This window comes from Trueperella sp. LYQ143, assembly GCF_046599595.1.
Taxonomy (GTDB): domain Bacteria; phylum Actinomycetota; class Actinomycetes; order Actinomycetales; family Actinomycetaceae; genus Trueperella.
Map to the genome: position 1 here is coordinate 43,677 of NZ_JBKIWR010000012.1, position 17,351 is coordinate 61,027.

The window sequence follows — 17,351 nt, forward strand, 5'->3', positions numbered from 1 at the left end:
CATGGCTTGTTGATATTGTGCAGGGCTAGTAATAAGAAAGTAGGAAGAAAAGGAATTCGCGTTAAGGGATAGCGGAGGGCACATGGTGTTTGAGGTCAGTAATTTACAGTGGACGCGAGAGCCGAAAAATTACGTCATTTCCCAGGATAAAATAGAGATCGTTACCGAACCGCATACTGACTTATGGCAGCGCACCTACTACCATTTTCGCAATGACAATGCCCCAGTGTTGCAGATGTCTACCCGTGAGAAATTCTTTTCCTTTGTTGTGAGGGCAGAGTTCTCTGATAGCTGCCATCGTTTCGATCAGTGTGGCGTCGTGCTTTATCTTGATAGCGAGAACTGGCTTAAAGGTTCTATTGAATATGAAAACCAGCATTTTCAACATTTAGGTAGCGTCGTAACTAATAATGGCTACTCGGATTGGGCGACGACGGAGATCCCTGCTGATGTTAAAGCTATGTGGTATCGCTTGAGCCGTCGGGAGGACGATTTCTGTATCGAATGTTCGGCGGATGGCGTCGTATTTCAGCAGATGCGCGTATGCCATCTCCATGCGGCTCAGGATGAGATTCGCTTTGGTGTGTATGCGTGTAGCCCAGAGGATTCTTCATTCCGTGCCGTCTTTACGGATATGGATGTGATGGAATGTCAATGGCTAGCGGCATGATGGTCAGTCACCGGACAAAGATGTATAAACATATAAAAGCCATGACATCGGATCAATCATTGTTTATTATGGGATGAATCCTGCAGGGCATCTCTTCGATGGGGAAGAGATAGGGGGATAGGGAAGAGGTTTGTGATGACGCTACATGCACGCTATCCGCGCCTCGCTGTGGGGCTTGCCCTTTTCGGTCTTCTCGCCTCAGGATGTACAGATAATAGCAATCCCTCGTCGGGCGACGATACAACGCATAAACAGGAATCTACCCAAGCGGTCAATACGCCGGCATCGCAGGATTTTGATTACAATTCTTGGAAACCGGCGACGCGGGTCGCCCCTGTTGTGCTTGATGATCAAGCTTTAGCAAAGGCTCGCCTGGAATGGTTAGAACGCAATCGGGCGACGATTAATGCTGGTAATGGGGCGCAGATTGAGCCGCCGCCTCTCGTCCGTTACCTGGAACTTGGTGAGACGTGAACCTGTTGCGCAGTGCATTAAAGAGGCTGGTTATGATGTGCGGCTATCCCCAGATGGCCATGGTTTCGCATATACGCATCAACCGCCGGATCTTTCAACACAGATGTGGACGTGTTTAGCCCAATACACCCCGAAAGAAGTGTTATATCCGACAGGAGCGGATCAGGAATCTGTAATCTACGACTATTACACGACGTTCTTTGTTCCGTGCGCTGAAGCCCAAGGTGTCGTTTTCTCTGGTGAGATTCCAAGTAAACAAGCCTGGTTAGCTTCCTTGCATGGCGATTCAGGGACTCCGTGGCATCCGGTGACCCCTGGGTCAACGTGGTCTACGGAGAGCCAACACGAATTTGATGACGCTAAATTAACGGCACTGTATAAGGCCTGCCCATCCTCCCCGCCAGCTAGTGCCTTATACGGTGAATGAGCATGAAAGCGAAACGGGTCCAGCTCACACTGCTTATAGTGTGTGCGTTGCTCTGTGCTTTTTGGGCGGGAAGTGTTGTCTCGCGAGCCGGAATGACGAACGATGGCAGTAACGCCGAACCGACTTATGCCAAAGTGGCTAAGGGTGCTCTCGGTAAAGAAGCACATATTACCGTGATGGCTCAACAGGAAATCCGAGATTTTGGGATCAATCGGCTCGCCGGAACGTTGACGTTTTTAGCAGCAAGTGGTGAGTTTAAGACGGGAGACGTCCTTTATAAAGTTGATGGGCAGGAGGTTCTTGCTCTGCCAGGAACAGTTCCGTTTTATCGGGATCTTGCGCGAGGAATTTCTGGCGAGGATGTTGCGCAACTAAATGTGGCTCTTCGCGAACTTGGATTTTCGCCTGACGAGGGATCGGAGTTCGGTGCGCGCACGCAAAGCGCAGTGCGTCAATGGCAAGAAAACCGTGGGCATCCGGTAACTGGCTCTATTATGCTCGGTGAGGTTATCGCGATCCCAGCATTGCCGGCGGCGTTGACCTTTGATCCGACAGCGCATATTTTAGGCGCATCGCTGGGCGGCGGTGAACCGATGTTTAAGATGCGGCAGGGAGAACCACAGTTCAAAGTGGTGTTAACTGCGCATCAGTTAACAATGATCGGAGCAGACGTCCCCATAGCGATCAGCTATCAGGATCTCACCTGGCACGGAATTATCGGTCAAGCAACGACGGGTGAGGATGGTCAGATTACCGCACCCGTCACCCCTGCGGAGGGCACTTCGATATGCGCTCAGGATTGCGGGAGGCTACCTGCGTCGGCAGCAGTCAACCTCACCGGATTGGTCACCATCGTTCCGCAACAGAGTGGCTTAACTGTTCCCATTTCTGCGCTGCAACTAGAAAACGGCGGAAACGTCTACGTTATGCGTCGGGCAGGTAGTGCGGATGAGAAGGTTCCCGTCAAACTCCTGGGAAGTCAAGACGGAGTAGCCCTTATAACGGGAGTGAACGACGGCGACGAGGTGCTCATTGATGGTAAAGCTAAGCAATGAGCTAGTTAGTTGGCTGCGCAGAAACCGAAATAAAAGCTCGCACACACATCTGAATGATGAGCCGCATACGACCTCGTGCGATACGTTGCCTAATGCCCCATGCGCCGAGCAAATTAATAAATCAGCTCTTGAGCTGGCGGATCCTCCACTTGAGTTGGCTCAAGAGCTGTATGCCGATCCGGTATGTAGGGCGCCTGCTGATTCGCGACCTATATCTGTTACTACGCCCGTGAGCGAACCGAGTGGCGAAGCGCTGAGACGATCGCATAATGAGCCGGTCATCTGGGGTGTTGAGGATCTGTATTTTTCTTATAAGCCGCATCTTCCTGAGCTGTTTCATGGGCTGACGCACACGTTCACGCTTGGCGCTATTACGGCACTAACAGGAGCTTCCGGTCGAGGAAAATCAACTCTGCTCTATATTCTCGGCTTACTATTGCGGGCTAACTCTGGGCGGATAATTCAAGGCGGCGTTGATATAGGGCGGCTTAAAGATTCTGCCGCTTCCCACATACGCGCACGCGATATTGGTTTTATTTTTCAAAGTGCGGAACTTGATCCGGCTGTGCCGATCCTGCGTTCGATTATTGAACCGGGGATGTATGAGGGGCGTCCCTTGGAACATTTGCTTACTCGCGCTCGCGAACTCTTAGAACAGTTCGGGCTTGGCGAACTTGCTGAGCGTCACCCTGGGCAGATCTCGGGTGGTCAAGCGCAACGAGTGGCGGTATGCCGCGCCTTAATCTGTGAGCCACAGATTATTCTGGCTGACGAACCGACGGGAAATCTGGATCGGGAGAACGCGGCCGCTCTTTTGCGAGCCTTGACGGAGATTGCTCGTTTGGGAACCACGGTTGTTATTGCCACCCATGATCCTTTTGTTGTGGAGAACGCCGACGAGGTGCTTGCGCTATGAAGTTATCTCGGATTGTTGTTTTGGGAATGCAGACGGCTCGTTCTACGCCGGTGACGTCTGGGCTTATGGTGATCATTGCTGCTCTTCTTTCGATGTTAACCTTGGTGACTATTGGGCGTGCTACTGCTGCCGAACAGGAACTTACCGAGAAAATAGAGCGGCCTGCGGCTCGCGTGCTCACCGTTCGAGATATTGCTAATGCTGGTTTTATTAATCCATTGACGTTGGAGGCGGTGTCGCACCTTTCTTCGACGGAGGTCGTGGTTGGGATGAGCGCTCCGATAGATATGCGAAATGGCCTCCTTGAGGGAGCGACGCCAGTTCCGATATGGGAGGTAACTAAACCGGAGGCGGTTGCCACGCTGACGGCGGGGCGGTTACCTCATGCCGGGGAGGTAATTCTTTCCGAATCAGCCACGCATCTCCAGCGGATTAGTCAGCCGAGTGGCTATATCACAGGTGCGGAGGATCGGGAGTACGCTGTTGTCGGATTTTTCAAAGCGAAACCAGGCTTTGATATTTTCGATTCCGGTGGAATTGCCGGTGCTGGAGGTGAGCCGGTAACTGGATTAATCGGTTTAGTGAAATCTACTCGGCAGGCTTCGAGTTTTCAGCAGGACGTGCTCGGCATACTTGGTTCGCCCGCGCGAGAATCAGTTATGGTGGAGTCTCCGTCGGGGATACGTGCGGCGGCGGATGCTGTGACCGTTGATGTGGCGCGGTATAACCGAAGTACTATTCTCATTGCTTTTGCTTTGGGCGGGTTGCTCATAGCGGCAACGGTTTTAGCTGATGTGCTCTTGCATCGTCGCGATCTGGGGCGGCGTCGAGCGTTGGGAATAAGTCGGGGTGATTTGACCCTGCTGACGATAGTTCGCACGATAACGCCAGCAGCGCTTGGGGCTTTTATCGCCTCGGGCGGTATCGTCGTGTATTTTCTCAATCGTGGGGTGTGGCTTGATGTCCCACTTATTGTTTCGAATTTTGTTCTCTGTATTGGGTTGACGGGGATTGTTTCGGCGTTACCTGCGGCGTGGTCGGCGTCGCGCGACCCAGTTGCTGTGCTGCGCACGCCCTAGCAGGTGTAATAGCGCGGCTGTGTTTTGGGGTGGGTCGTGTCGTGAAGTTCTACTTTAAAAGTTGTGCTTTAAGGCGCGGCTTTAGGCAGCGTGGTTTTCGCTATTTTTCTTTTATCTGCCTGACGTTTCCGCTGTCCTTTGAATATTTGGTAGAACTATGGATCCACGCAAAGTAACTCTTCCTTGGTTCTATTTTTGTAAAGAGGTCTATTTCTTTTCGGGGGGAGGGGAGAAAAAAAGAATGTGCCCCGTGGACTGGAGGGGAAGGATTTAGCGGATGAGAGCGGCGATCCGGCATTATGATGGATCATCATTAGCGGTTTGATAGCTGACATTTACGGAATTATTTATGCTGTGGGCGGGATTTCTCTTTATTAGCCCACAGAAGCTGGTGTTGAGTGCGCTATCTAAACTCGGACCGTGGGTATTTGAAAACGTCTGTTGATCTGCGGCTAAATTGGAATATCAGTAAAAGCATTGTAAAAGGGGTGTTGGTATGATACTGTGACTCAAAACACAACGAGGTGTTTTGTGGTGAAAGGGCACATCATGAAGAAACTCCTATCAGTTCTTTGTTCGGGGATGATGGTAGCTGCCGCCTTTATGTGCTCTGCTGCTCCGGCCCACGCGGCAACTGCTACTATTACGAAAGTCTGCTCGACAAATGCGATTGTTACTGCGGTTTCTGCTGTGCCAAATCCGGCGAGACATGTTCATACCTATGTCGCTTCATCTGGAGCAAAGCAGGTTGAGGATTCTAGAACAATGGTGATTCGCCATACGTCTGGATCGGGATATTACCGGGCAACAGTAACCCTTAAAACAAGTACGCATGAATCCTTTACCGAGTATTCGGCAAGCTGCCAGACGATTGGCTAATGAGCTAATGGTGCGGTTTTCATTGGCGAGAAAGCAACTCTTAGTAGGTATTGCTGCGGTGGGAGTTCTGCTTTCAGGGTGTGGCGGGTCGGATGAGAGTCCGGCTGCCACGCCTACCATTGTCGATAGTCCAGCAGTGAGTGTGCAGCAGGGTACGGCTACCGCTTCGAATGGAAATAAAACCTATACGAACGCACCTGATGTGATTGTCGGAGAGGATGGTCAGCGCTCTTTCCCGACGATAACTACTCAGGAGACTCTGGACCTGATGTGGGAACAAGCTCTTTCTGATATTCCAGAGGGAACACCCATTCCAGAACGCCCCCAGGTTGATGTTGTTGTAGTTAAAGATCCTGAACAAAACAAATCTGGATACGTTCAATGTATGGCGGATTCCGGATTTCCGGGATTCACAATTTCTGATAGTGGAGTCAGCTCGCCAGAGATTCCGGCTGGGCAAATTGCGGCATACAACGTGGCTGACTATATCTGTACTGCTAAAAATTTTGTTCCGACTCCGGCACCCATGGATGAAGCGGATATGAATCGGCTTTACGATCATCAGATCAATTATGTTATTCCATGCTTAGAAAAATTAGGGTATCGAGTACACAATTTCCCCTCGCGTCAAACTTTTGTTGATCGCTATTTTGCGGAGCGTCAATATGAATTGGCGACTGATCTAGTGGGGCTATCTCCACAGGAGAGCGCGAAATGGGCTACCGAGGATGAATCTGTTTCATGCCATGCCTATCCGCCGGGGTTATGGGATGAGTAAATCGGCGCTTTTTCTGCGCATACTCGGTGCTCTCCTAGCGCTCGGAGTGGTTTTCGGCGCGGGATGGTGGGCGGGAAGCGCCACCTTTGGGTCGCGATCCACTGATCCTGAGGTAGCGCCTCCAACGTATGCTGAGGCCCGCCAAGGGCATGTTGGGCGTGAATATAGTTTTGGTATCACCGCTCGCCTGCCAATGGCTCCCGTTGCGGTTAACACTCTCGAAGGCGTGATCACTGCGATTGGTTCTCCTGATGTTGCGCAAGGCAGCCTGTTATATCGGGTAGCGCAAACTCCTGTCATCGCGGTGCGTTCACAGCTTCCGTTTTATCGTGATCTCAGTGAAGGCGCCCGAGGGGATGACGTACATGCTTTGCAGCAGATGCTTGTTGACTGTGGGCTGCTTGCAGGCGCTGATGGAGTCTTTGGGGCGGGCACAACCCATGCCCTGAAACAACTGCAGTTATCCCGTGGTGGGGAAGCGACAGGAGTTGCACCGCTGGGATCTTTAGTGGCTTTCTCGACGCTCCCTACGCACATCAGTTTTTCACCGGATCTACGTATGGCCACCCTGATAACTACTGGCGCTACGGTCATCTCTGCCCCGTCGGCGCAACGGGATTTTATTATTAGTGCCAATAAACAACAGGTTGAGTTTGTGCCTGTAGGGGCTGAAGTTGTGTTCAACTATGGTGATGCGTCATTTAATGCGGTGGTATCCCGCGTTGAGCCGAATACCTCAGGGGAGGGCGTAGTTGCCTATCTTTCCAGCTCTGATGGTGGGAGCGTCTGTGCGGATCGCTGCGATGTTTTGCCGACGCTCCCGGAAGTGACGATGTTAGGGGCAGTACATCCAGAAAAGTCGGTGGAAGGAGTGGTGATCCCAGCCGCAGCAGTTGTTACATTATCTGATGGCAGTACAAAGGTGCTGATGAGTGACGGTGAAGAACGCCAAGTGACGATCCGTGGCTCTGGTCAGGGTCTGGTTGTTGTTGAGGGCGTTGCCGTCGGAGAGAAAGTAACACTCGGTGTTGAAGTAGTGAGCAGATAAATGCTCAGTGTTCGCGATTTATCATTTTCTTACCCGAAGTCTGACGAGAAACTGTACGACGGGCTGACTCACACATTTGAAGAGGGCAAAGTTACGGCTGTTACCGGGGCATCGGGCTGTGGGAAATCTACCTTGCTGTATATTCTTGGGCTAATGTTGCGCCCAACAAAAGGCGGGGTATATGTGGATGACGTTGAACTCTCCGCTCTTTCGCATGCCGATCGCGCTAGGGCACGCGCACAGACTTTCGGATTTGTGTTCCAAGATGCGGCGCTGGATCCAACGCGCACAATCCGTGATTGCGTCATTGAGCCAGCCCTCTATGCTGGGTGGAAACGCTCTGTCGCTGTCGCGCGAGCACAAGCTCTTTTGGAACTTACTCAGGTTTCTTATCGAATCGACCATAAAGCCAATGAGATTTCGGGTGGTCAAGCTCAACGTGTGGCATTAGCGCGGGCGTTGGTGAATGATCCTGCTGTCATCCTTGCCGATGAACCGACCGGAAATCTTGACCGTGCCAATGCGTCAATCGTGCTGGATGTGTTTTCCCAGCAGGCGCGTAGCGGGCGCACGGTTATCGTCGTTACGCATGATCCCTTCGTTGTCGATCATGCAGATCTTATTCTTGAATTAGATCACCTTGACGCTTCCACTCCTGATTCGACTACCCGCAGGGAAGTGGGGGCTGAGTGATGAGAGGGCGTGAGCTACTTCGAGAAATCCTTGTTTCAACGCGAGCATTGATTCTATCCTCGGCAATGATTGCCGGTATTGCCATGATTATTTGCCTGTCGGCAATCTTGACGGTAGGGCGGTCGGCGGCGGCCGATGCGCAGCTCCTTGCGCGTCTTGATGAGGCCGGTACTCGCTCATTTTCAATTGTTGATAGCAACAATATTGGGTACCTCAATGATCCAGTTTTCTCGGCGATCGAGAGTTTATCGACGGTTGAGGACGCCTACGGTTTCTCAGTTGCCCGCGACGTCGTCAATAGCCATATTGGTGCTGGGAGTAACGCGGTAGCGGCTCGGGTAGTAACCGGAAATTTGCCGGATGCGGTGCGTTTAGTTGAGGGGCGTTGGCCTGCAGATGGAGAGGGGATTGTTGATATTGACGCACAGCGGGCGTTGGGAATGATCGCGCCCTATGGGTCGGTGACTTTTACGGCGACGGGGCGAGAAGTGGCCATCGTCGGGCGTTATGAGCCGGTTGTTAAGCTGGATAATCTCTCGTCGGTGCTCGTTGTTGGTGGTGGAGAGGCTCCGCAGATCATCCAGGTAATAACACGAAATTTCGCTGATATTGACCCTACGATGACCTATAGCTCCCAGATTATTGCTGCGCACACTGCTCAGGCGGTGCGAATTCAATCGCCGACCTCGCTCGGTGAGCTGGCGCATGCGGTTACTGGGGATTTGGCCAATTACTCAACGGCAATACTGTATGGCGTTCTTGGGATTGGGGGAGTGATTTGTGCGCTGGTGGTATTCACGGACGCGCTCTCGCGGCGCGGTGATTTGGGGCGGCGCATGGCTCTGGGGGCTACGCGCTCTGTGATTGTGGGATATACCGTTGGGCGCACGGTACTTCCGGCGCTTATTGGTGCGCTGATTGGATCTGTTGTGGGGCTGGTGGCTACGTCGGTCATGGCGTATCCGGCGCCGATAAGTTTTGTGGCAGGAACGGCAATTCTTACTCTCATCATTATGATGATCGCGGCAATCCCTGGGGCGTTGTGGGCCGCTAATCAGGATCCGGTCACTGTGCTGCGCACGCCCTAGCAGGTGTAATAGCGCGGCTGTGTTTTGGGGCGGTCGTGTCGTGAAGTTCTACTTTAAAAGCTGTGCTTTAAGGCGCGGCTTTAGGCGGCGTGGTTTTCGCCCTATGCGGAGAACGTCACTGGGCAGATGATATGTACTGACGTGAACAGTGCAGGCATGGCTCTGCCGCAGGATGTGTTGTGATGACGATGAAGATGCCAACTTATATTCGCAGGGCTGCCTGCTATATCCGATAAGCGCGATCTAGGCGCGACGTCTAGATCAAAATTTGAGACAGTCCAGATACATTCGTATGCCGCTACTGCAGGGAGCGTGATAGGGCTTTTTATATAGGTGTTATATAGGTGAACTGCGATATGCGTCGCCGAGTTTTGTGGAATACACCTGAGGAGTGAGTGCTCTTTATGCCAGGGAGATCCGGCAACGTCGGGCACTTATATATTACAGTCAGGATAATCCTAAGCGCTTCCTAGCACATAGGAGTAGGAACAACAGAATAATAACTGCTGACGGAGAATGCTGCCGTGCAGCGAAGTCGCACATGCGAAAAAGAAGTGCATAGTTCGGGGGGGGGGGGGAGAGAGACGTCATGGGAATATTGAAGAACAAGATGCCCAAAGATTACTATCTATGGTTTACCGGCGGAACCGTTTTTAGTTTAGGCTCATCCATTGAACAGACGGCCGTCCCGCTCGTGGCATTTGCCGTCACCCAGTCAACCAAAACGGCTGGCGTTATCTCGATGGCCGTCTCAATCGGCTGTTTGATAGCGATGATCCCCAGCGGGGTCGTCGCTGATTACTACGATCGCCGCAAAACCATCATGGTGCTTGGAGCGCTTGACGCGATCATCGCTTTCATCTTGGCTGCCCTGATCTACACCGAGAAAGCTAATTTGATCTGGCTGGTCGTCCTCGGATTTATCGCGGCGGTTATTGGAACAGTGGTGGGCGTAGCGAATAATGCCCTCTTGAAAAACATCGTATCGACTGAGCAGTTCCCGACGGCGATGTCCTTAAACGAGGGGCGGAGCGCTGCCGTCTCGATTATTGGCGGTCCGATCGGTGGCGCGCTCTTCGCCCTGTCCCACGCTTTGCCGTCGGCCGTGTATTCCTTCAGCGCGTTAATTCGAGTGTTCACTACGAAATTTATTAAACGTTCGGAAGGTACGGCTCCTCGGATCGACAATAACCACATTAAAATGTTGACCGCTGGTTTGCATATCGTGGTCAAAGAGCCATTTTTGCGCAGCCTGACGATCATTGCGGCTCTGTTGAATTTTGCGGGAGGGGCAATCTTCCTCGCCGTCATTCTCGATCTGCAGCAACGCCACACTCCGCCGGCACTTATTGGCGCTATCTTTACGGCGATCAGCGTCGGAGCGCTGGTGGGTGCGCCGCTAGCAGGTTTCCTATTGCATCGAGTACCGACGGGGAAGCTAATTGTATTGGGTTTCATTGTTGAAGCAATCGGCATGGCACTACTTGCGGTTAGCTCGAATGTATTTTGGGTAGTTGGATGCATTGCGGTGGCCTGCATTGCACTGCCCTGTATTAACGGTTCGGTTGAGGGAATTTTGATGGCGTCTGTGCCCTCTGAGTTCCAAGGTCGAGTCGGATCGGCTGTGAGCTTCGTGGCTTTAGCTATTGCGCCGCTGGCTCCGCTCGCTGCGGGATTCCTTCTGGCGGGCTGTGGGCGCGAATGGACGATTCTAATTAATAGTTTTGTTTTTGTTATCGCACTTGCGCTCGCGGTAGGTATGAGAGCAGTGCGGTCAATCCCGCTTCCAGAAAAGTGGGACGAACATGCGAGCAGTATTCGAGAGCATTGCGAAGCCTTATCGGGGAATAGTTCTGCACGATAAAGGAGGCGCTGGGTTTCCAATGCGAGAGGAAATTTAGCTGATATACGCCAGATGGTAGTTGATAGCTGACATCTGATAGCTACATCGGCTAGTCGATATAGGCACGTGATAGCGGCTAATCGATACTCACATGGGCTGTTATCTGAGTAAGAAGATGTATGGGCTATTCGTCATCGCTTTGAGTAGGTAGTTAACGCGGATACTGTGCAAATGCTGAGAGAGCAACGGTTACAGGCATGTGCTGGAGGAACATGCCAAAAATGGTGCGTAGTGCGCGTTTAATCTTATGCCACGTAGCGCGACCCGCGATGATAGGTTATGCCTTACGATCCCAGGTAAGAGTTCCGGCTAATAGTGTTAGGGGAGTGGCCGACGTAGCGCTTGAAAACCCGCGTGAAATATTTGTAGTCAGAAATTCCTACTGCTTGGGCCACCTGATAGACCTTCATATCTGTTGAGGTCAGCAAATAGACCGCTTGTTGTATGCGGTACCGATTGACGTAGTCAGCCAGCGTCGTGCCCACCTCGGCTTTGAACTGCTCATTCATATAATTCACCGACATCCCCACATGTGCTGCCACGTCGCGAAGCAAAATGCGCTGAGCAAAATGTTGGTGAATAAAATCCAGGATCTGCCCAATAGTTTTCGACCAATGACCGTCAGCGGCTGTGTGAGGCAGCGCGTGAAAATTGAGGGCTTGGTGTGCGATATGGTCGGTATCCCTACTGCGAACTGCCATAATGTGTTCGCGCAGAGTATCAATACAGGCAGCGAGCTCGTCGGGATTAACCGGCTTCAAAATATAGTCGAAAACGCCTAGCCGTAAGGCTTGCTGAACTAAAGAGAACTCGTCATACCCACTCAAAATAACAGTGGCAAAAGAGGTGCGATCCTTAACGTTTTGAAGCATCTCCAGCCCCGTCATGACCGGCATTTTAATATCGGTGATGACGATATCGGGCTTTACGTGGGTAATCAGCTCAATGCCTTCAGCGCCATCGGAGGCTTCCCCGACGACGTGGCAATCATGTGCCGCCCAGTCGATAGAAAAACGTAAACTGCGCACGATCAGGCTCTCGTCGTCAATCAGCACAACCTTCAGCATTTATTTCCTCTCTCCCGATATGCGCTCACTATGAAACATCCTTAAACTGCCATATTCGCTACAGGTACTAAACCAATAACGGTAAGTTCAGCCGCACGCGCGTCCCGCAACCGACGGCAGAATCAATCGTCAAACCCAGATCGGGTGTGCCATCAGGCGTATCATTTTCGCAACCGTATAGCAGTGAGATCATTCGGTGGACGTACACCAAGCCCAGGTGATTGCCGTCCACATCAGGCTGAGTGAGGGCGTGGCGGATCTCGGCAATTTTCTCTTGGCTCATGCCATCGCCGTCATCGTATACCTCGATTTGTAAGACCTCATTGACGGCGCGAGCCTGAATACGGATGGTTAGTTCTTTGGTGCGGTTACCTCCGTGCAGTAACGCGTTCTCAATGATGGGTTGTAAGAGAAGACGTGGTACGCGCGCATCGGCAATATCCGCTGGAATCTCAATGCTGTATTTGAGCCGGTTTCCCCAGCGCATCTGCTGTAATCGCAGATAGGTTTCCATCAGTTCGGCGTCCTCGCACAGTGGTACTTCCGCGTCGGATTCATGGATGCAATAGCGCAAGAATCGAGCAAATTCTTGGGTCATTTGGATGGCAGACTCAGTGTTTTCTGCGATCTGGAACGCCAAAATATGCAGGATATTAAAGACGAAATGGGGGTTGAACTGGTTGGTTAAAACCTTGACGCGCAAGGTCTGCTCGGATTGGACGAGTTGCCGGTTGCGTTCCAGTAGCTCTTCAATGTGGGAAAAACTCTGATTAAATGCGGCATATAGATCGTTGAATTCTGTGAATTGCCCTGGTGGTAGCCGGTATCCGGGGCCTTGTGCAGACCATTGGTTGATTCCTTGAACCACGTCATCAACGACGGAATATAGGCGATCTGCCTGGCGTTTGGCGACGATGAGGGTCAATGCGAGGGCTGCGATTGCTAGCAGGATCATGGCGGTGAGGGCATATCCGCCGATGGCGACGAATAATGCGGTAGAGGTCATGGCGTAGCATTGCATGCCCCGGGGACCGCTGGCATGTTCGCGGAAATATGAATGGCCGCCGACGTCAACCGCGCCCCAGCGGGTAGGGTGCATTTGGAGTTTGGCGATGGCGGCGTCCTCGTCGGAGTGTTGGCTGAGGGATTCCCAGGTGGGCGAACCCCAGATGATGGTGTTGAACTCATCGGTTATCACAACGGTATCTACGCCTTGCTCAGCGACGACGTTATGTACGCCGACTTCCCCGATGGTGGCCATTAAGACGGGATCGCCGGTGGCGGCGGTGTATGCCAAAACGCCGATAGTTTGGTGCGGAGAAAAAAGTTTGCTTTGCAGTTGCCCAGTAGCTATTTTCCCTGGATGGGCGATTGCGGTACGTGCGATCTGGTTTTCTTGTTGGGTTTCGCGGAGAAGTTGGCGATTTGGTTCGTAGAGAGTGCTGAGCAGTTCCCCTCCTTGCGCGTCGAGGATCGTCAATGTTGATCCTTCGGGCCAGGTTTTGATGATGGGGTAGATGAGCTGGTAGATGTGCTGACGGCTGAGCTCGGTAGAGGCGGTGGCGAGCTGGTGTAGAGCTGGTTCGTTGGAGAGTCGAGTCAGATCGGATTCGATTTGGTCAGTGGCGGTATCGAGAAAATGGCATGTTTGGCGGGCGCTACGGGAGAGGACTTCGTGGGTGGTCCAGGCGAGGATTGCACCAATGACGAAAATAGCGACGAGGAGCGTGACCCCGACGAGAAGCATGGCGAAGCGAAGAAAACCTGCTTGGGCGTAATCCCGGTATCTCTTCACGTATCGTTCTCCTCGGTGATGGGGGGAGGCGGCTATAGCTCGCACCTGTGTGCAAGTTTAGCTATAGCCGCCGTGGCTCGGGCGCTTCGTGCCAGATTAGCTGGCTGGCTAATTCGCGAATTAGCCAGCCAGGTCAGTCAGCTAGATTAGCCAGAGCCGGATTATTTCCCTGGCTCTGGCTAATCTAGCTGACCAGGGGCTAGCAGGCCCGTTGGCGTATCTCAACCTGGTGGTGTCGTCGCCTGAGATACGCCAACGGGCTCAATTCCTCTGGCTCAGCCAGCCAACTCCAATTAATCAACTTGGCTGGCTGAGCGGGCAATCAGCAGGGCAGATTGCAGCAATTACTCTGGCTGTAGCATTAGCATTCTGGCCGGCTTAGCTGCCAGCTAAATTTGCGCAATCTTAGTCGCCAGCCAGAATTGTGCAATTGCATATCGCAGGGATCTGGCACGATCTGGCACGAAGCTCGCGTCAGGGTCCGTCGTTACCAATATCGTGACGGCCCCTGACGCGGCACTGACTTTTGCTTATACGCTAGCGGCGCTAGCCTCGTCAGGCTTTACCTCGCTAGCACTTGCCCGTACCTAGACGCTAACGTCATTTTTTCCAGTGAGCTTGAAGAACAACAGGAGAGAGATGATGGATGTCAGCGTCAAGATAGTGGAGTAGGCGGCGGCTGCGCCGAAGTTAGAGCGAATAACCTCGGTGTAGATCGCCACGGTGAGAGTTTTCGTCCCTGCGGTGTACAAAATGATTGAGGAACTCAATTCACTGATGACGGTAATCCACGACATGATCGCGCCGGCGAACACACCGGGAAGCATCATGGGAATCGTCACGCGCCACAAGGATTTGAACTCGCTGGCCCCCAAACTGATCGCAGCTTCCTCAAGGGAGGGGCTGATCTGCCCGAGAATCGCAGAGCTAGAACGAATCGTGTACGGCATCCGTCGGACGGCTAAAGCCACAATGATGATGTAGGCCGTGCCGGAGAGGAATATCGGCGGAGAGTTGAAACCGTACAAGAACGAGATAGCTAAAACAGATCCGGGAATGATGTACGGGAACATGGAGAGCACATCGAGGCTACCAGTGATGGCATTAGGTTTACGCACCGAGAGATAGGAAACCAACATACCGATGACGACAACGAGAATAATCGCAGCCAGACCGAATAAATAGGTATTCCAGATCGCGCTCGAATTCGTCGAATCGAATAAGGTATGCCGGTAATGATCCAAAGTGAGTGTCCCATCCAGCACAACCCCGCCTGAGGTCCCCATAAAGGAGGTCGCAATAACGGTCACTTGCGGCAAAATAGCCAGCGCCAGCACCCCATAGACGAATACGTAAGCAAAGATACCGCGCAGACCTTTAGCAGGCTCTGCTTGCATAGGCTTCAAAGCCGTCATGGAGTAAGTCAGGCGCTTAGAAATATAGCGTTGCGCGAAGAACAGAACCAGCGCAATGAGCACGACAACGACGCACAAGGCAGCGGCAAAGTGGTCATCCGTGCTGACTTCACCCATGAACTCGTTATAAATCAGGACGGGGAAGGTCTGGTATCCTTCACCGATCAGCATGGGAGTACCGAAATCGGAGAACACCCGCATGAATACCAGCAGCATTGACGCCAGCAATGTGGGAACCACTAAGGGGAGGACGACTTTAAGTACCCGCCCGACGGCGTTACATCCGAGCGACTGTGCTGCTTCGATGAGCGAAGAGTCGAGATTCTTCAGCGCTCCCGAGATATACATGTAGATCAGCGGGAAGGATTGCAAACAAAAGACGAGAACAATCCCAGGGAATCCGTAAATACCGGGGAGTTCTATGCCGGTTAAGGTATGAATTGCGCGGGTGATGTACCCATTGCGACCCAATAGTTGCACCCAAGCATAGGCCCCGATGAAAGGTGGGGATAGGTAGGAGATAACGATGAGAATGTTGATCCATTTTGAGCCGCGGATCCGCACGGAACGCAATACGTAGGCCATTGGCAAGCCGATAACTGTTGCAATTAACGTTGCAACAATTGTGACCTTGAAACTGTTAACCAGGGAACCCCAGTAGTATTCCTTGGCCATGAATTTGGCGAAATATGCGGTGGAGAAGCTACCCGTTTCTGGATCAACCACTGCCCGATACAGGACGAGAATCAGTGGAAAGACGACGAAAGTAACGAAGAACGCCAGCAGTGCCAGGCTCAGCACATTCCATCCGGCTTTTGTGCCGCGAGAGGTCGCCCCGGCGCGATTCGCACGAGTCTTTCGGCGCGGCGGAGTAGGTGATTTAGTCGTGACCGTCATGGCAAACTCCTAGTTCCCTCGGGTGAGGTTGCGCTGACCGTCTGCGGTAAAGACGTTAATCTTATGGGCGCGAACCTGGAGCTTGACGGGGGTGCCAGCGGGGATAGGCGCGGCGGTATCGTCGTCGCGAATAACCTCTACGTGCTGCCCGTCGGGCAATTCCAGGAAGTAATGGGTGGATGTGCCAAGGAATACTGACGATATGACGGTAGCCGGCAACCCTGCGGCATCGTTTTCGGTCACGATGAGGAATTCTTCTGGCCGGACGGAAACCGTCACGTTTTGGGAATCAGAGCTGGAATCGCCCTGCGGATCAAGACCCGGCACGCTGACCTCGTATCCTTCGCTAATGCGGATTTTCTCGCCGATGCGCTGGGCGGAAAGCAGGTTGGATAAACCGATGAAGGTGGCAACAAAGGTATTTGCTGGGCGTCGATAGATCTCTTGTGGTGTGCCTACTTGCTGGATAACCCCGCCGTTCATGACGGCGATCCGATCAGAAACGGCAAGGGCTTCTTCTTGATCGTGGGTGACATACACCGTAGTGATACCAACGGAATGTTGGATTTCTTTGATGGCATTGCGCATTTCGACGCGCAACTTGGCGTCAAGATTGGATAGCGGCTCGTCCATGAGCAGCACTTGCGGTTCAATCACGAGTGCACGGGCAAGGGCGACGCGCTGCTGCTGACCGCCGGAAAGTTTGGCAGGCATACGCTCTGCCAATTGGCTGATCTTAACGGTATCGAGGATCTTTTCGATAGCTTGTGCGGCCTCTTTCTTCGCGGTTTTGCGCATTTGCAGGCCGAATCCCACGTTTTCTTTGACGGATAGATGTGGGAACACGGCGTAGTTTTGGAAAACCATCCCCATATTGCGCTTATTGATCGGGACGTTATTAATGACCTTACCGTCAACCGTAATCTGCCCACCGTCGATGCTGTTAAAGCCGATAATCATGCGTAGTAGCGTGGTCTTTCCGCAGCCAGAGGGACCAAGTAAGGTGAAGAATTCTCCGGGGTTGATTGACAGGGAAAGACCGTCGATAACAGTGTCGTTGCCGAATCGTTTAGTGACGTTATCAATGGAAATCGTTACGCTCATCGTATTTTTCTTTCTTTATGGTCGCGCCTGAGGCGACCCTATGACTGGGCAGATCATTAAACG

The 17,351-nt window shown here is 52.4% G+C and carries 16 protein-coding genes; 12 read left to right on the forward strand and 4 right to left on the reverse strand.

Annotated elements, in window-relative coordinates; all coding sequences use genetic code 11:
- Positions 1-82: 82 nt before the first annotated feature.
- From ACLHIL_RS05500 to ACLHIL_RS05555, 12 genes are all read left to right on the forward strand, one after another.
- The gene (locus tag ACLHIL_RS05500) at positions 83-670 is read left to right on the forward strand and encodes a DUF1349 domain-containing protein (RefSeq protein ID WP_411296951.1); all 588 of its coding nucleotides are present in this window, start codon (positions 83-85) and stop codon (positions 668-670) included.
- Between the two features lie 135 nt (positions 671-805).
- A complete protein-coding gene (locus ACLHIL_RS05505; protein ID WP_411296952.1) occupies positions 806-1,144 on the forward strand; it encodes a hypothetical protein in 339 nt (112 codons plus the stop codon).
- Positions 1,134-1,571 carry a hypothetical protein gene (locus ACLHIL_RS05510; protein ID WP_411296953.1) on the forward strand — a complete coding sequence of 146 codons (438 nt, stop codon included), beginning with the start codon at positions 1,134-1,136 and terminating at the stop codon, positions 1,569-1,571. The genes ACLHIL_RS05505 and ACLHIL_RS05510 overlap by 11 nt, the downstream gene beginning before the upstream one ends.
- Positions 1,572-1,573: 2 nt before the next feature.
- A complete protein-coding gene (locus tag ACLHIL_RS05515; RefSeq protein ID WP_411296954.1) occupies positions 1,574-2,626 on the forward strand; it encodes a peptidoglycan-binding protein in 1,053 nt (350 codons plus the stop codon).
- Positions 2,627-2,855: 229 nt separating this feature from the next.
- Positions 2,856-3,542: an ABC transporter ATP-binding protein gene (locus ACLHIL_RS05520; protein ID WP_411296955.1), complete on the forward strand. Its 687-nt coding sequence runs from the start codon at positions 2,856-2,858 to the stop codon at positions 3,540-3,542.
- Positions 3,539-4,621 (forward strand): ABC transporter permease, encoded by a 1,083-nt coding sequence (locus ACLHIL_RS05525; RefSeq protein WP_411296956.1) that lies wholly within the window; start codon positions 3,539-3,541, stop codon positions 4,619-4,621. The genes ACLHIL_RS05520 and ACLHIL_RS05525 overlap by 4 nt, the downstream gene beginning before the upstream one ends.
- A 534-nt stretch (positions 4,622-5,155) precedes the next feature.
- Positions 5,156-5,500, forward strand: a complete 345-nt coding sequence (locus tag ACLHIL_RS05530; protein ID WP_411296957.1) for a hypothetical protein — start codon at positions 5,156-5,158, stop codon at positions 5,498-5,500.
- A gap of 7 nt (positions 5,501-5,507) precedes the next feature.
- The gene (locus ACLHIL_RS05535) at positions 5,508-6,278 is read left to right on the forward strand and encodes a hypothetical protein (protein ID WP_411296958.1); all 771 of its coding nucleotides are present in this window, start codon (positions 5,508-5,510) and stop codon (positions 6,276-6,278) included.
- The gene (locus tag ACLHIL_RS05540; protein ID WP_411296959.1) at positions 6,271-7,326 is read left to right on the forward strand and encodes a peptidoglycan-binding domain-containing protein; all 1,056 of its coding nucleotides are present in this window, start codon (positions 6,271-6,273) and stop codon (positions 7,324-7,326) included. Before ACLHIL_RS05535 ends, ACLHIL_RS05540 begins: the two co-directional genes overlap by 8 nt.
- Positions 7,327-8,019, forward strand: a complete 693-nt coding sequence (locus ACLHIL_RS05545; RefSeq protein ID WP_411296960.1) for an ABC transporter ATP-binding protein — start codon at positions 7,327-7,329, stop codon at positions 8,017-8,019. It begins immediately after the preceding gene.
- Positions 8,019-9,107: an ABC transporter permease gene (locus ACLHIL_RS05550; RefSeq protein ID WP_411297005.1), complete on the forward strand. Its 1,089-nt coding sequence runs from the start codon at positions 8,019-8,021 to the stop codon at positions 9,105-9,107. Before ACLHIL_RS05545 ends, ACLHIL_RS05550 begins: the two co-directional genes overlap by 1 nt.
- Positions 9,108-9,696: 589 nt before the next feature.
- Positions 9,697-10,971, forward strand: a complete 1,275-nt coding sequence (locus ACLHIL_RS05555; protein ID WP_411296961.1) for an MFS transporter — start codon at positions 9,697-9,699, stop codon at positions 10,969-10,971.
- A 323-nt stretch (positions 10,972-11,294) separates the two neighbouring features.
- Here the strand turns inward: ACLHIL_RS05555 and ACLHIL_RS05560 are convergent, their stop codons facing one another.
- From ACLHIL_RS05560 to ACLHIL_RS05575, 4 genes are all read right to left on the reverse strand, one after another.
- On the reverse strand, positions 11,295-12,077 hold the full coding sequence (locus ACLHIL_RS05560) for a response regulator (protein WP_411296962.1): 783 nt from the start codon (positions 12,075-12,077) through the stop codon (positions 11,295-11,297).
- A gap of 67 nt (positions 12,078-12,144) precedes the next feature.
- Complete coding sequence (locus tag ACLHIL_RS05565) at positions 12,145-13,872, reverse strand: sensor histidine kinase (protein WP_411296963.1); 1,728 nt, start codon at positions 13,870-13,872, stop codon at positions 12,145-12,147.
- 587 nt (positions 13,873-14,459) lie between these two features.
- Positions 14,460-16,184, reverse strand: a complete 1,725-nt coding sequence (locus tag ACLHIL_RS05570; protein WP_411296964.1) for an ABC transporter permease — start codon at positions 16,182-16,184, stop codon at positions 14,460-14,462.
- A 9-nt stretch (positions 16,185-16,193) separates the two neighbouring features.
- On the reverse strand, positions 16,194-17,288 hold the full coding sequence (locus ACLHIL_RS05575) for an ABC transporter ATP-binding protein (protein WP_411296965.1): 1,095 nt from the start codon (positions 17,286-17,288) through the stop codon (positions 16,194-16,196).
- Between the last annotated feature and the right edge of the window lie 63 nt (positions 17,289-17,351).

Excerpts from the sequence above, each read along its gene's own strand:
- ACLHIL_RS05500 (WP_411296951.1), top strand. The coding sequence starts at position 83 with ATGGTGTTTGAGGTCAGTAATTTACAGTGGACGCGAGAGCCGAAAAAT.
- ACLHIL_RS05505 (WP_411296952.1), top strand. The coding sequence starts at position 806 with ATGACGCTACATGCACGCTATCCGCGCCTCGCTGTGGGGCTTGCCCTT.
- ACLHIL_RS05515 (WP_411296954.1), top strand. The coding sequence starts at position 1,574 with ATGAAAGCGAAACGGGTCCAGCTCACACTGCTTATAGTGTGTGCGTTG.
- ACLHIL_RS05525 (WP_411296956.1), top strand. The coding sequence starts at position 3,539 with ATGAAGTTATCTCGGATTGTTGTTTTGGGAATGCAGACGGCTCGTTCT.
- ACLHIL_RS05535 (WP_411296958.1), top strand. The coding sequence starts at position 5,508 with ATGGTGCGGTTTTCATTGGCGAGAAAGCAACTCTTAGTAGGTATTGCT.
- ACLHIL_RS05540 (WP_411296959.1), top strand. The coding sequence starts at position 6,271 with ATGAGTAAATCGGCGCTTTTTCTGCGCATACTCGGTGCTCTCCTAGCG.
- ACLHIL_RS05545 (WP_411296960.1), top strand. The coding sequence starts at position 7,327 with ATGCTCAGTGTTCGCGATTTATCATTTTCTTACCCGAAGTCTGACGAG.
- ACLHIL_RS05550 (WP_411297005.1), top strand. The coding sequence starts at position 8,019 with ATGAGAGGGCGTGAGCTACTTCGAGAAATCCTTGTTTCAACGCGAGCA.
- ACLHIL_RS05555 (WP_411296961.1), top strand. The coding sequence starts at position 9,697 with ATGGGAATATTGAAGAACAAGATGCCCAAAGATTACTATCTATGGTTT.
- ACLHIL_RS05560 (WP_411296962.1), bottom strand. The coding sequence starts at position 12,077 with ATGCTGAAGGTTGTGCTGATTGACGACGAGAGCCTGATCGTGCGCAGT.
- ACLHIL_RS05570 (WP_411296964.1), bottom strand. The coding sequence starts at position 16,184 with ATGACGGTCACGACTAAATCACCTACTCCGCCGCGCCGAAAGACTCGT.
- ACLHIL_RS05575 (WP_411296965.1), bottom strand. The coding sequence starts at position 17,288 with ATGAGCGTAACGATTTCCATTGATAACGTCACTAAACGATTCGGCAAC.